Source organism: Fibrobacter sp., assembly GCF_017545445.1.
GTDB lineage: Bacteria > Fibrobacterota > Fibrobacteria > Fibrobacterales > Fibrobacteraceae > Fibrobacter.
The window spans coordinates 18,977-32,949 of sequence record NZ_JAFWOM010000009.1 but is presented as its reverse complement, the minus strand read 5'-3'; the positions used below and the strand labels follow the sequence as shown (position 1 = coordinate 32,949).

The 13,973-nt window shown below is 49.9% G+C and carries 9 protein-coding genes and 1 pseudogene; 6 read left to right on the top strand and 4 right to left on the bottom strand.

The features are described from left to right. The 4 genes from IKG78_RS00920 to IKG78_RS00905 all read left to right on the top strand — a co-directional run. The coding region (locus IKG78_RS00920; RefSeq protein WP_290938194.1) for a thiamine pyrophosphate-dependent enzyme at positions 1-640 on the top strand (640 nt) is incomplete at its 5' end. Positions 641-856: 216 nt separating this feature from the next. Further along, complete coding sequence (locus IKG78_RS00915; protein ID WP_290938192.1) at positions 857-1,243, top strand: hypothetical protein; 387 nt, start codon at positions 857-859, stop codon at positions 1,241-1,243. 96 nt (positions 1,244-1,339) lie between these two features. After that, positions 1,340-1,618 carry a nucleotidyltransferase domain-containing protein gene (locus tag IKG78_RS00910; protein ID WP_290938190.1) on the top strand — a complete coding sequence of 93 codons (279 nt, stop codon included), beginning with the start codon at positions 1,340-1,342 and terminating at the stop codon, positions 1,616-1,618. A 129-nt stretch (positions 1,619-1,747) separates the two neighbouring features. After that, positions 1,748-1,960, top strand: coding sequence for a HepT-like ribonuclease domain-containing protein (locus IKG78_RS00905; protein ID WP_290938187.1), 213 nt, complete (start codon positions 1,748-1,750; stop codon positions 1,958-1,960). Between the two features lie 141 nt (positions 1,961-2,101). On the opposite strand, the gene IKG78_RS00900 is transcribed toward IKG78_RS00905, so the two are convergent. Further along, a complete protein-coding gene (locus IKG78_RS00900; RefSeq protein ID WP_290938185.1) occupies positions 2,102-3,268 on the bottom strand; it encodes a glycoside hydrolase family 3 protein in 1,167 nt (388 codons plus the stop codon). A gap of 410 nt (positions 3,269-3,678) precedes the next feature. Here IKG78_RS00900 and IKG78_RS00895 point away from each other — a divergent pair, with 410 nt between their 5' ends. Both IKG78_RS00895 and IKG78_RS00890 read left to right on the top strand, forming a co-directional pair. After that, complete coding sequence (locus IKG78_RS00895) at positions 3,679-4,020, top strand: P-II family nitrogen regulator (protein WP_290938182.1); 342 nt, start codon at positions 3,679-3,681, stop codon at positions 4,018-4,020. A 131-nt stretch (positions 4,021-4,151) separates the two neighbouring features. Next, positions 4,152-5,426: an ammonium transporter gene (locus tag IKG78_RS00890; RefSeq protein ID WP_290938180.1), complete on the top strand. Its 1,275-nt coding sequence runs from the start codon at positions 4,152-4,154 to the stop codon at positions 5,424-5,426. Between the two features lie 499 nt (positions 5,427-5,925). Here the strand turns inward: IKG78_RS00890 and IKG78_RS00885 are convergent. The 3 genes and pseudogenes from IKG78_RS00885 to gltB form a co-directional block, all read right to left on the bottom strand. Continuing rightward, positions 5,926-7,905 (bottom strand): annotated as a pseudogene (locus IKG78_RS00885) (NAD(+) synthase); the annotation flags it as partial. 14 nt (positions 7,906-7,919) lie between these two features. Then, positions 7,920-9,284: a glutamate synthase subunit beta gene (locus tag IKG78_RS00880; protein ID WP_290938178.1), complete on the bottom strand. Its 1,365-nt coding sequence runs from the start codon at positions 9,282-9,284 to the stop codon at positions 7,920-7,922. 132 nt (positions 9,285-9,416) lie between these two features. Further along, on the bottom strand, positions 9,417-13,838 hold the full coding sequence (gene gltB, locus IKG78_RS00875; RefSeq protein ID WP_290938176.1) for a glutamate synthase large subunit: 4,422 nt from the start codon (positions 13,836-13,838) through the stop codon (positions 9,417-9,419). Between the last annotated feature and the right edge of the window lie 135 nt (positions 13,839-13,973).

Genomic DNA, 13,973 nt, shown 5'->3' with positions numbered 1-13,973 from the left:
CGACGGTTGGGCATACGACATCGGTTACGGTGGTCTCGACCACGTCATGGCAACCGGTGAAAACGTGAACATCTGCGTCCTCGATACCGAAGTGTACTCCAACACCGGTGGACAGGCTTCCAAGGCCACGAACCGTGGCGCAGTCGCCCTCTTCGCTGCCGCTGGTAAGCGCGCCGGCAAGAAGGACCTCGGCCTTATCGCCATGAGCTACAAGAACGTTTACGTGGGCCGTATCGCCCTCGGCGCAAACGACGCCCAGGCCCTGAAGGTTCTTCAGGAAGCAGAAGCTCACAATGGTCCGTCTCTGATCATCTGCTACTGCCCCTGCATCAACCACGGTTTCGATCTCAACAGCCAGCTTCAGCACCAGAAGATGGCCGTGGATTCCGGTTACTGGACTCTGCTCCGTTACAACCCGGCTCTCGCCGCCGAAGGAAAGGCTCCGCTTATCCTCGACTCCAAGAAGCCGACTATTCCGGTCGCAGAATACATCTACACCGAAAACCGCTACAAGCAGCTCACCCGTAACAATCCGGAAGTGGCCAAGAAGCTCGCCGACGACCTCCAGAAGGAAGTCGATGCACGCTACGCATTCTATGACGCCATGTCCAAGGATACGGAAGGGTTGATTAGCTTGTAAGCCGCCTTCGGCAAGTAGACAGTAGGAAGTAGACAGTAGACAGGGTTCGTCCAATCCAGTCCTGCACTTTCCTACCGGATACGAAAAATTAAAGACGAGAGTCAAGAGAAATCTTGATTCTCGTCTTTTTTACATTACAGTTATTGGTTTTTAACTCGTGAAACAGAGGATAGAAAGCGATTCAAAAATGTCCTAGACAATGTCACAGCAATGCTAATGATAAGCTTAGATGCTAACGATCTTGAAGAACGAAAAATATACAGAGTACATATTTCAGGCGAAAAAACAAAAAGTGAAGATAGCGATGAGTGGGCTGAATGCTATACGAAAGTAAAAGACAACATGATTCTAGCATTACAACAACCTATTGTAAAAGATTTCGACAATTGGGATAAAGATTCGTTAGTGAATTTTAACTTTGAAGATGAAAATTGGAAGGAATCTCGGCGTTATATAACTATACATGACGATTATGGTTTCTATTTTATTTTAAAGGATAAAACATGGCCCGTTGAATTTGATATTGCTTGGATGAACATGGACGGTATCGGAGAATACGATTGCTCAGATGTGCTATCTTATTATTTAATCTTCCCTCTGTAGATTCTCTATCATTACAAAATCAACCCTAAGTCACCCCTAGTCCCATTGCACGAACGGACCGAAAAATGCATATTGGTAATGTAACAAGGGAAAATTATGGTGTTCGCCGAAAACATACTACGGATATTCCGTGAAAACAAACTTCTTGCGAAGTATCGCCTGAAGGATGTATTTGTATTCGGCTCGTCTGTCCGGACAGCGACTCCCAACGATATTGACCTGCTAGTTCGCGATTACCAGGACTACAATGACCTGTTGTCCTTGCGGAAGGAACTTTCCGAAAAGACAGGCAAGTCCGTGGATGTCGTCATAGAGAAATTTGCAAATCCCATTATTTTGTATCGAGCAAGCAAGGAGTCCATCCGTATCGAATGATCATCCCAGGAATGACCTTTTCCATTTGTTGGGAATGCTCGAATCCCTCTTGAAAATTCAAAAATATACAAAGGATATTCATTCCACAGAAGAACTTCTTGAGAAAGAAGATCAAATGGTATTCAATGCGTGTCTGACCTTGCTTGCAAACTTGTCCACGATTATGCTGGGCTTGACTCGTTTGTCGTTTACAACACTATAAAAAATGACCTTGATCCGCTAAAAGAAACCTTTGTAAAAAACATCCATGAAGGTCTAGTAAACAAGTCCTTTGACGAAGGTGAATTTGAAGCGGCGAAAAACGCTGGTTTTTACAAATTCATTGATTTCAATATATTTTAAGGGCGGAGACACCATCCCGTCTTTCGCGTTAGGGATAGTGCCCCCTTGGGGTGGAATCTTGCGGAGTAAACGGAGCAAGGCTTCGTTTTAGTTGGCTAGCGGCGAGCGAAGACAATGACGATTGCCGCTCATTTTTTTATTCTATTTCTTCAGTTCAAGAATCCGTTGAACGCTTTCGTCAATACGCGATTCCTTGATGTCACCTTTTTCGACCGCCTTGACCACAGCGTCAAAAGTCCCTACGAAATCCTTCGGGCAAAGGATGATATCGACGCCCGCCTGGATCGCCTTGATGGCGGCTTCGCTGTTGCTGAACTGCTTGGTGATGGCCCCCATGTCCATGGCATCGGCCACGATGACTCCCTTGAAACCGAGTTCACCGCGGAGTTTTTCTTGCAAGATTACGGGAGAAAGCGTGGAAGGCAAATCGTTGCCCGTCACCTTGGGTGCCGCAATGTGGGCAGTCATAATCATCTGCGCGCCAGCCTTGATTCCTGCCTTGAAGGGAATCATTTCGCACTTGAGCATTTCATTCCATGTCTTGTTCGTTTCGGCATAGCCCGTGTGCGTGTCGGTTTTCACGTCGCCGTGGCCGGGGAAATGCTTGAGCGTGCCGATGACATTTGCGGAATCAAGTCCGTTCAAGTAGCTCACCACGAATTTGGCGGCAGTTTCGGGGTCGTCGGAGAAAGCACGCGGACCAATGACGATGTTTTCGGGGTTCGTGTTCACGTCAGCGACCGGGGCAAAGTCGATGTCGAATCCATACTCCTTGACGTAACTCCCAATGGTAAACGATGCCTTGAAGGCATCATTCGGGTCACCGTTTTTTGCAATGGCGGCCATGCTTTCGTACTTGGGAACGTTGAAAGTGCCGTTATTCGCAATGCGTGCCACACGCCCGCCTTCCTCGTCAATCGCGAGCAGCGGAGAACCGTTCAGCTTCTTGATTTCTTTCACGAAAGAGGAGAGTTGGCTTGCGTTCTCGATATTGTGCGCAAACAGGATCACACCGCCGACAGGATAATCCTCGTTGATGACAAGCATGGTCTTATTGACCTTTTGCAGCTTGTAATCCGTGAGTTCAGCATATTCGTTCCAATGGATACCCGTATCCAGCGCTTCGGGACGCACAAAGAACATCTGTCCCACCTTCTCGCGGAGAGTCATCTTGTCAATGGATTTTTCCATCAGGTTATCTTCGGGGGCAGAAGAAGAATCTTCTCCGCAACCGATCATCGTTAGACTGAAAAAAGTTGCAGTCAATGAAGCAATAGTTACACTACGAATAAAATTCAATTTTGTCATTTTTACACCTTTATCTTACACCTATTGAAATACGACATTCAGTGGCCCGTTTGTCAAACGGAAGCCATTTAGATATATTAATATAAATATAAGTAAATAAAATTAATTTTATAAGAGAAAGATAAAAAGTGTGATTATGAGCAAAAATGAAGTAAACAACTCCAAATCAGAAAATAGAAATCGCGAAAGAAAGCTTTACATTTTATGCATCTTTTCCGTTTTGAGCTAATAAAATGTAAAGAAAACAAATCAATTTTCCTTGACGAATTATACAAAATGAAGTCAAAACGGCATTTTCCCCTCTATTTTCGCTTATTTTAGCGGTTTTCTTGACTTTTTGATTTTTTTGGCACGCCTTTTGCAATAGGTTCAGCGAAAACAAAAAACAACCTCAACAAAAGGATAGGAACATGAAGCTCGTTACAGCTTACATCCAACCCGAACGACTGAACCTCGTAAAGCAAGCACTTTATGAGAAGAAGATTTACAAGATGTCAGTTACCAACGTACTCGGATGCGGCCAGCAGAAGGGTTACAACCAACGTTTCCGCGGCGTCGTGACCGAAGTGAATTTGCTCAAAAAGATTTGCTTGAAGATTGCCGTGAATGATGAATATGTACAGCCCTGTATTGATGCGATTATTGCCGGGGCTCGCACCGGAGAAATCGGCGACGGGAAGATTTTCGTCACGAGTCTAGAACAGTGCATCCGCATCCGCACCGGCGAAACAGGGTCGGAGGCGATTGGATAAGTATTAGTAGGAAGTAGACAGTAGACGGTAGGCAGTAGAATCACACAATTGATTTTCTACTTCCAACTTCCGACTTCCTACTGCCTACTTGTTTAGTTAGCAAACTATCAACTAAAAAAGGATTTAAACCAATGAACGCAGCAACTCAAGTCGCAACCGTCAGCGATGCAATCTTTATGACGGAAAACATTTGGATCATGATCAGCGCCATGTTGGTGTTTATCATGGGTCTCGGCTTCGCCTGTGTCGAAGCAGGTCTTGTTCGCGCCAAGTGCGCAGCGAACGTCGCTTTCAAAAACATCGCCGTGCCGGCCATCGGCATCACGGTTTACGCAGCCCTCGGCTTTGGTCTGATGTATCCGGGCACATTCAACGCCATCACGGGCTGGCTCGGATTCGCAGGCTTTGGCATTGGCGACTGGGCAAACCCGGCAAACTTCACCGCCGCATACAATGGCCATTACACTTTGTTCACAGACTGGCTGTTCCAGGCCATGTTTGCCGCAACCGCCGCAACGATTGTTTCCGGTGCTGTTGCTGAACGCGTGAAGCTCAACTCTTTCCTGATTTTCACGCTTGTCTATGTTGCGCTCGTCTATCCGATCGTGGGTAGCTGGACATGGGGCGGCGGCTGGCTTTCTACCATTGGCAAGGCTGGTTTCCACGACCTCGCGGGTTCTACCCTCGTCCACTCTGTGGGTGGTTGGGCAGCTCTCGCTGGCGTGATGATTCTCGGACCGCGTATCGGCAAGTATGTCGGCGGCAAGGTGCACGCAATCCCGGCTCACAACATTCCGCTCGCAACCGTCGGTGTATTCATGCTCTGGTTCGGTTGGTGGGGATTCAACGCCGGTTCTGCTCTTAACGGTGACCCGAAGGCAACTAGCTGGATTCTCGTGACCACGAACCTCGCCGCTGTGGCTGGCATCATTACCGCAACGCTTACGAGCTGGATTGTTTCCAAGAAGCCGGACGCCACCATGGCCTTGAACGGATGCCTTGCTGGTCTTGTCGCCATCACCGCTGGTGCAGACGTTGTAACCCCGCTCTCCTCTTGGATTATCGGTGCTATCGCTGGTGTGCTCGTCGTCGGTGCAGTCTTCCTCTTTGACCGCCTCCACTTGGATGACCCGGTCGGTGCTCTCTCGGTTCACCTCGTAAACGGTGTGTGGGGAACGCTCGCAGTCGGCCTCTTCGATATCACTGGCGACTACACGCTCGGCACTCAAGCCATTGGCGTTATCGCTTACGCTCTCCCCTGCTTCGCAGCTGCAAGCGTGATCTTCCTCGCCATCAAGAAGACGATTGGCCTGCGCGTTACGGAACGTCAAGAACTCCGCGGCCTCGACCAAAGCGAACACGGACAAGAATCTTACAGCGGATTCCAAATCTTCAGCAATATGTAGAATTGAGGTATTAGGTAATAGGTTTTAGGAGTTAGGCCTTTTATAATCGCGGCCAAGCCGCCTAATGAACCTATCCCCTATAGCCTACAACCTAAAACCTAGAAAAGTATCTCTGTTGACTAAGCAACCCCGGAACTTTCGTTCCGGGGTTTTACGATTTTTCGAAGCTTTTTTGCGATTTTATGTTACCAAAAAGAAATTTTTTTTGATTTTGGTAGCACTTTTTCTAGTTTATCTGTTAATTTTCGTGCTAAAAAGGCTGGTTTCATGTTACCAAATTCGTACTTTTCTTTAATTTGGTAACATATCACAGTGCATAAAACCCGTTTAGATGCTAAAATTGATTATTTTATTCATGAATTATGCTACCAAAAAAGTTTTTTTCTGAGATTTGGTAACACTTTTTTGCCAAAAGGACTGTTTAAAACGGGAAATGAAAAAAAATGCCGTGCGAGACGGCATCGGTTTGTAGCTGTAGCGCGGCTTAAAGATTTTCCAGTTATTTGAGCCAATCGGTAAAAGAGGCGTCGCTCGGCATGCGCCAATCGGCACGGGGCGATAGCGATATCGTTCCGACTTTTGGACCGTCCGGGATACAGCTGCGCTTGAATTGTTGCGTAAAGAATCGGCGCACAAATACAGCGAGAGCTTTCTCAATAGCTTCATCCGTAAATTTACCCGCAAAGGCGTACTTCGCCAAGAACAAAAGTTTCTCTGGAGATGCACCGTACTTTGCAAAATGATAGAGGAAGAAATCGTGAATCTCGTACGCCCCCAAAATGCTTTCGGTCTTTTGTGCAATTTGTCCGTTATTATCGGCGGGCAAAAGTTCCGGAGAAACCGGAGTATCCAAAATATCCTTGAGCACATCACTGAGCGCAACATCGGAACGGTCTGCATACCAGTTCACGATATGGCGGACAAGCGTTTTCGGAATATCACAGTTCACCGCATACATGGACATGTGATCGGCATTGTACGTGCTCCATCCAAGTGCAATTTCGGACAAATCACCCGTGCCAATCACAATGCCGCCCTCGCTGTTCGCGATATCCATTAGAATCTGCGTGCGTTCGCGAGCTTGAACATTCTCGTAAGTCACATCGAGCTTTTGCGGATCGTGGCCGATATCGTCAAAGTGTTGCAGACAAGCTTTTTGAATATCAACCGTGCGAAGTTCTACGCCCAATAGTTTTGCCAATTCAACCGCATTATTCTTCGTGCGTTTCGTCGTCCCGAAACCAGGCATCGTAAGAGCCAAAATTTCCGAAGCAGGGCGATCTAGCAACTTGAACGTTTCAGCCACCACCAAAAGCGCGAGTGTAGAATCGAGACCGCCCGAAAGTCCAATCACGGCACGCTTGGAATGCGATGCATCAAGACGCTTCGCAAGGCCCGCGCACTGTATATTGAAAATTTCTGTACACGACTGGTCGCGGGATTCAAGAGAACCCGGCACAAACGGCGTAGGAGAAACGAATCGATACCGGAGCGTATCGCAAGTTCGCAGGCCATCGAAAGATGCCGCACGTGCATAAAAACTGCGGCTGTCAAAATCTTGGAACGACCCCTCGCTCAAACGCTGCATATTCAAGCGTTCTACATCGACATCGGCATATACAATTTCTGTAATACGAGAAAACGGCTTGCTTTCAGCAATCATGCTGCCATTTTCCGCAATCATCAAATGACCGCTAAAGACCATGTCCGTCGTCGATTCATGAACCCCGGCAGATGCATAGACGTACGCCGCCATGCAACGGGCAGATTGGTTTATCACCAAATTACGGCGATAATCTCTTTTGCCCACAAGAGCATCACTTGCAGACAAATTTACGATTACATTTGCACCGGCCAAAGCAAGTTCACCGCTAGGCGGCATAGGAGTCCACAAGTCTTCGCAAAGTTCTACGCCCACGCGGACTTCGGAACCCTCGCCATTCGCAACACCTGAGCCGCAGCCCTTTACCGTGAAGAAATTCGTAATCGGAACCTCCCCCACGCCTTCTATAGCACACTTCACAGCACCCGCGACATTCCCAGCCAGAGCGCCACACGCTCCACGCAACAAATCACGACCGCTGGAGAAATGGCGTTTCTCATAGAATTCGCGCTGGTTCGGCAAATGGATTTTCGGAGTCACCGCAATCAATTTGCCACGCTGCACAAAAGCTGCGCAGTTATACAAACGGCCAAAAATCCGAAGAGGCAATCCCACTGCTATTACCGCATCGCTATCGGCGAATGCTTCTACAATCTTCAACAACGCACGGGAGCTGTTCTGCAACAACAATTCCTGATGGAATAAATCGCTACATGTATAACCCGTAATGCAAAGTTCAGGAAAAACGACAAAAGCCGCCCCGTTAGAGACGGCAATTTTTGCGCTTTTGATGATTTCTTCGGTATTGAAAGCTGTATCAGCCACTTTTAGAATAGGCGAAACAGCCGCAAAACGATAAAATCCAAACATAATTTTGCTAGTAAACCTCGTTACTCAATGGAAGCCACTTTCGCTTTCGCATCAGCCATCGCACGCACCACAAGGGACGCACCATTTGCACAGTCGCCCACCGCATAAATATGGCGTGCCGGATCCGGGATAATCGCCGTACGCGGAGTGAGTTGCAGGCCAAGGTCGTTCACGATGCCTTCGGCAGGAACTCCAGTGAAGCCCATCGCGAGCACCACCAAGTCCGTATCAATGATTTCGGTTGAATTCGGAACTTCGTTCGGCTTGAGCGGGCGACCCTGCGGAGACATTTCCCATTCGACGCGAACAGCTTCGACACCAGCCACGCGACCATCTTTCACAATAAACTGCTTTGAAGAAACGTTCCAGCGACGTTCACCGCCTTCATGCTGGGCATAACTTGTACGCAACATGTACGGCCAATCCGGCCACGGTGTTGACGAAGAACGTTCCTCGGGCGGTTTCGGCATGAATTCGACTTGCAGCACGCTTTCGCATCCTTCACGAATGGCTTTACCCACGCAATCGTTACCGGTATCGCCGCCGCCAATCACGAGAACCTTGCGGCCCTTGGCAGAGAACTTTTCAGGATTCGTTTCACCCGGCTTGTTTGCACCATGCAAAAAGTCCAACGCGAGGAAAATGCCTTCGGCATCACGACCAGGAATCTTCAAGTCACGGGCGTTCGGCGTTCCAATCGCCAAGAACACGTAATCGAAATTCTTGTGGATGTATTCAGCCGAAATGTCCTTGCCGATTTCTGTACTGCAAACAAACTTGATGCCTGCAGTTTCGAGCAACGCGACGCGGCGGTCAATGACGGACTTGTCGAGTTTCCAGTTCGGAATCCCGTAACGCAAAAGCCCGCCCACCTTCTCGCGTTTTTCATAAACGGTAACAGCAAAACCTTTACGGCGAAGAGCTTCGGCGGCAAAAAGTCCTGAAGGGCCTGAACCGATAACCGCAGCAGATTTTCCGTTCGGTTCAGCCGTCGGGAGCACCACGCGGCCTTCTTCGAATGCTGTTTCGATAATGAACTTTTCGATTTGGCGAACCATCACCGGGTCGTTATGCACGTTGCCGGTACAGGCAGACTCGCAGAGCGCGGGGCAAACGCGGCCCGTAAACTCCGGGAAGAACGCCGTTTTACTGATGATGTCGTAAGCACGTTCCGCATTCCCTACGGCTATTGCCGCATTGAATTCGGGGACGAGATTCCCAAGCGGGCAACCCGCGCCATGACAGAACGGGATTCCGCACGTGTGGCAGCGGCCCGCCTGGCCCACCACTTCTATCGATGTGAGCTTGCGCTCGACTTCGTTGTTGTCCTTGACACGCTCTTCGACAGGGCGGTAAATGTCTGCGATTCGGTTAGTTTGCTGCATAATAGACTTCAACTTTTATAGTTAAAATTTCAATGTATAGTAGGAAGTTAGAAGTAGGAAGTAGGAAGTTTAATAATCGCGGCGAAGCCGCCTTACTATCACTGTCTACTGCCTACTGCCTACTGTCTACTTTCATTTCACCTTTGCTTGCAATGCGTTCCTGTAATCAATCGGGAATATCTTCACGAACTTCGGACGTTCGCTATTCCAGTTTTCCAGAATGCGCTTGCCCTTCTCGCTGCCCGTCGCCTGAACATGTTGCTGGATGATGTCCATCAATTCACGTTCGCTGTCGGTACCGGGGAGCACGCTTTCCAAGTCAGCGGAATCCACGTTGCAGCTCAAGTCAAAGTGACCCGTTTCGTCATAGACGTAAGCAAAGCCACCCGTCATACCTGCGGCGAAGTTCACGCCCACGCGGCCAAGCACGACTACGCGGCCACCCGTCATGTATTCACAACCATGGTCGCCCACGCCTTCCGAAACAAGGAGCATGCCGGAGTTGCGGATACCGAAGCGTTCACCGGCAAGACCGTTGATGAAAATCTTGCCCGAAGTTCCGCCGTAACCGATAACGTTACCGGCAATGACGTTTTCTTCGGCCTTGAAGCTAGCATTGCTTGGCGGGCGCACGACAATCTTACCACCCGAAAGGCCCTTGCCCATAAAGTCGTTGGCTTCGCCTTCGAGGTCAAGCGTAATACCCGGAGCGAGGAACGCACCAAAGCTCTGGCCCGCGACACCCTGCAAATGAATCTTGATCGTATCTTCGGGGAGGCCCTTCACGCCAAAGTGTTCATCGACTTCGCCAGAAAGTTCCGTACCCACCGTGCGGTCGGTATTGTGAACAACAGTGCAAAGTTCTACAGAAGCACCGTTCTTGAGCGTATCGCTAACGAACGGCAAGAGTTCGCGACGGTCGAAGTTGACCAAATCTTCTTTTTCGTAGTTCTTGTCGTAAGACTTGATGCCGCCATTGACCGTTTCGAAAATCTTCGAGAAATCAAGATTGCGAGCCTTGTAGAATGCAATTGCCTGATCGCGTTCGAGCAAGTCGCTACGGCCACATGCTTCTTCGAGAGAATGCAGGCCAAGGCTTGCCAAAATTTCACGGACTTCGTCGGCGATGAAGAAGAGGAAGTTTTCGACGTATTCCGGCTTGCCTGCAAAACGCTTACGGAATTCAGCATCCTGCGTTGCAATACCCATCGGGCACTGGTTCGTATGGCACTTGCGGTCCATCACGCAGCCAAGGCTAACGAGCAAGTTTGTCGCAAATCCAAATTCTTCGGCACCGAGGAGAGCTGCCACAACAACGTCACGGCCCGTCTTGAGCTGGCCATCGACCTGGAGCTTCACGCGGCCACGCAAGTCATTGAGCACAAGCGTCTGTTCCGCTTCGGCAATACCAAGTTCCCACGGGAGGCCCGCATGCTTGATGGAAGTGAGCGGAGATGCACCCGTACCGCCATCGTGGCCAGAAATGAGCACCACATCGGCATGAGCTTTGGCGACACCAGCGGCAATCGTACCCACGCCCACTTCAGAAACGAGCTTCACAGAAACACGAGCCTTCGGGTTCGCATTACGCAAATCGTAAATGAGCTGGGCCAAGTCTTCGATGGAGTAAATATCGTGATGCGGCGGCGGAGAAATCAAAGAAACATTCGGAATCGAGTGACGGATACGGGCCACAAATTCGTTCACCTTGTGAGCCGGCAACTGGCCGCCTTCACCCGGCTTTGCACCCTGAGCCATCTTGATCTGCAAATCCTTCGCATGGCGGAGGTAGTCAATCGTCACGCCAAAGCGGCCCGACGCAATCTGGCGGATGGCAGAGCTGCGGATATCGCCGTTCGGTGCAGGCGTATCGCGGTCTGGATCTTCACCACCTTCACCGCAGTTGCTCATAGCACCGATGCGGTTCATCGCAATGGCAATCGTTTCGTGAGCTTCCGGGCTCAAAGAGCCAAGGCTCATGGCACCCGCGACAAAGTGATGGATAATGGATTCGCGAGATTCAACTTCGGAAATATCGATCGGAGTCGTCTGCTTAAACTTGAAGAGTCCACGCAAAGTCGCCTGACGTTCGGACTGATCGTTAATGAGCTTGCTATAGACCTTGAACTTTTCGTAATCACTACCCTGCACGGCCTGACGGAATGCGGCCAAGGACTGCGGAGTCCACAAGTGCTTTTCGCCTTCTTTGCGGAATGCGTACTGGCCACCCGACTGGAGCACCTTGCTTGCATCGGCAAATGCAATCTTCTGGCGTTCGCCCACTTCGCGGGCAATTTCTTCGAGGCCGATACCTTCAATGCGGCTTGCCGTACCCGGCAAGAACTTCTCGACGAGTTCGTGGTTCAAGCCCACCGCTTCGAAAATCTGGGCACTGCGGTAGCTGCGGAGCGTCGAAATACCCATCTTCGACATGATCTTCAAAAGACCCTTATCAACAGCCTTTACATAATTTGCAGCAGCCGTCACCGGATCTACATCCAAGTCGCCATTATGGCACATGTTGGTAATGGTTTCAAAAGCGAGATACGGGTTGATGACCGTCGCACCGAAACCGAGGAGCAACGCAAAGTGCATCACTTCGCGGACTTCACCAGACTGCACAATCAAACCGATTTCCGGACGGACACCCGCTTCGACCAACGCACGGTTCACGCAAGCCGTCGCCAAAAGCGAAGGCATGGGCACGTAGCCCCATTCAATGTTCTTGTCCGAAAGCACGATGATGTCATAATCATCATTCACAGCACGCACAGCATCGCCCGCGAGGTTCTGCAAAGCGGCTTCGAGGACTTCCCCATTGCCACCAAGCGGGAACTGCATCTTGAGCACTTTCGCCTTGAAAGCCTTGTCGCCGATATTTTCGAAACGACGGATTTCGTCTTCGGTCACGATCGGACGCGGAATCTTGATGAGGTGAGCCTGTTCCGGCGTTTCTTCGAGGATGTTGCCGTGGTTGCCGATGTAAGTCGTAAGGCTCATCACGAGTTCTTCACGAATCGGGTCAATCGGCGGATTCGTCACCTGGGCGAACAGCTGCTTGAAATAGTTGAACAGCGGCTGCGGCTTGTCCGAAAGCACGGCCAATGCGGCATCGTTACCCATAGAACCAATCGGTTCTGCACCGGTCTTTGCCATCGGCTTCAAAATCACGGACAAGTCTTCGGCAGAATAACCGAAACGTTTCTGCTGCACCAAGATATCATCAGGAACATCGGACGGATTGATTTCGCTAAAGAGGCCACGAACGCTCATCTTGTTCTCGGCAACCCAGCGGCGGTAAGGCTTGCTACGTGCCACCTGAGCCTTCATTTCGGCGTTCTTCAAGATGCGGTGATTTTCGAGATCAAGGTAAATGATTTCACCCGGTTTGAGGCGGCCCTTTTCTTCGACTTCGTCATCGCGGAGGTCGAGCACGCCCGTTTCAGAAGCCATCACAAAGAGGCCGTCTTTACATAAAGTGTAACGTGCCGGACGGAGGCCGTTGCGGTCGAGGATTGCACCCGCATTCACGCCATCGCTGAACGCGACAGCAGCCGGACCGTCCCACGGTTCCATGAGCATGGATTCGTATTCGAAGAAGCCACGCACGTCGCGGCCCAAGTAATGCTTCTTGCCCCAAGCCTGCGGCATGAGCATCATCATCGCATGCGGAAGGCTACGGCCCGCAGCGACGAGAAGCTCAAACATGTTATCGAGGCTGGCGGAGTCACTCTGGCCACCCGGAATAAGCGGCAAAAGCTTCTGCAAATCGTCGCCGATAATTTCACTCTTCAAATGCGGTTCGCGAGCACGCAAGCTGTTGAGGTTTCCGCGAAGCGTATTGATTTCTCCGTTGTGCGCCAAGTAGCGGAACGGATGAGCCAAAGGCCAAGTCGGGAACGTGTTCGTGGAATAACGCTGGTGGACAAGCGCAATCGGAGATTCGAAATCGAGATCGTTCAAGTCCTTGTAGAAGCCTTCAATCTGGCTTGCAAGCAAAAGTCCCTTATAAACAATGCTCTTGCGACTGCAGCTGCAAACATACAATCCCTTGCAAGACTTTTCCATCAAGCGGCGGGCCACATAAAGCTTAACATCGAAAGCCTGGTCCGTTTCAAAAGCAGAACCGTCGAAGAACACTTGGCGGATATGCGGCAAAGTTTCGCGAGCCGTGCGACCGATTTTTGCGGCATTCACCGGCACATCGCGGAACTGGAGAACTGGCACGCCTTCGGCAGATGCAACCTTCGTAATTTCAGCATCAAAAGCATTCGCTTCGAGCGTATTTTCGACAAAGAACATCGCTACGCCATAACGCGACGGAAGTTCCGGGTAAAGCTTACGGAAAAACTTGTGCGGCATAGAAAGCAAAAGACCCGCACCATCTCCGGTTTCCGGGTCTCCACCTGCTGCACCGCGGTGCATGAGTCTTTTAAGAACGGTAATTCCCTGCAACACAATCTGGTGCGAGGCTACATTATTAATATTGGCGACCAAGCCGACACCGCAGGCGTCGTGTTCATAGGTCGGATTGTAAAGTGCTTGAGCGTTCATAAAATTCCTTTCAGCATTCTGCGCAAATCGCGCATTCAATTTTTGCGAAACCTTTATGCAAAAATCGTGCCAAAAAATCAAAAACCGCCCATCAATTATTGAAAAAGCGGTCAAAAATGTAAAAGAAGGGGTTTT

Coding starts and splice junctions, on each gene's coding strand:
- IKG78_RS00890 (WP_290938180.1), top strand. CDS start 4,152: ATGAACGCAGCAACTCAAGTCGCAACCGTCAGCGATGCAATCTTTATG.
- IKG78_RS00915 (WP_290938192.1), top strand. CDS start 857: ATGATAAGCTTAGATGCTAACGATCTTGAAGAACGAAAAATATACAGA.
- IKG78_RS00900 (WP_290938185.1), bottom strand. CDS start 3,268: ATGACAAAATTGAATTTTATTCGTAGTGTAACTATTGCTTCATTGACT.
- IKG78_RS00910 (WP_290938190.1), top strand. CDS start 1,340: ATGGTGTTCGCCGAAAACATACTACGGATATTCCGTGAAAACAAACTT.
- gltB (WP_290938176.1), bottom strand. CDS start 13,838: ATGAACGCTCAAGCACTTTACAATCCGACCTATGAACACGACGCCTGC.
- IKG78_RS00880 (WP_290938178.1), bottom strand. CDS start 9,284: ATGCAGCAAACTAACCGAATCGCAGACATTTACCGCCCTGTCGAAGAG.
- IKG78_RS00895 (WP_290938182.1), top strand. CDS start 3,679: ATGAAGCTCGTTACAGCTTACATCCAACCCGAACGACTGAACCTCGTA.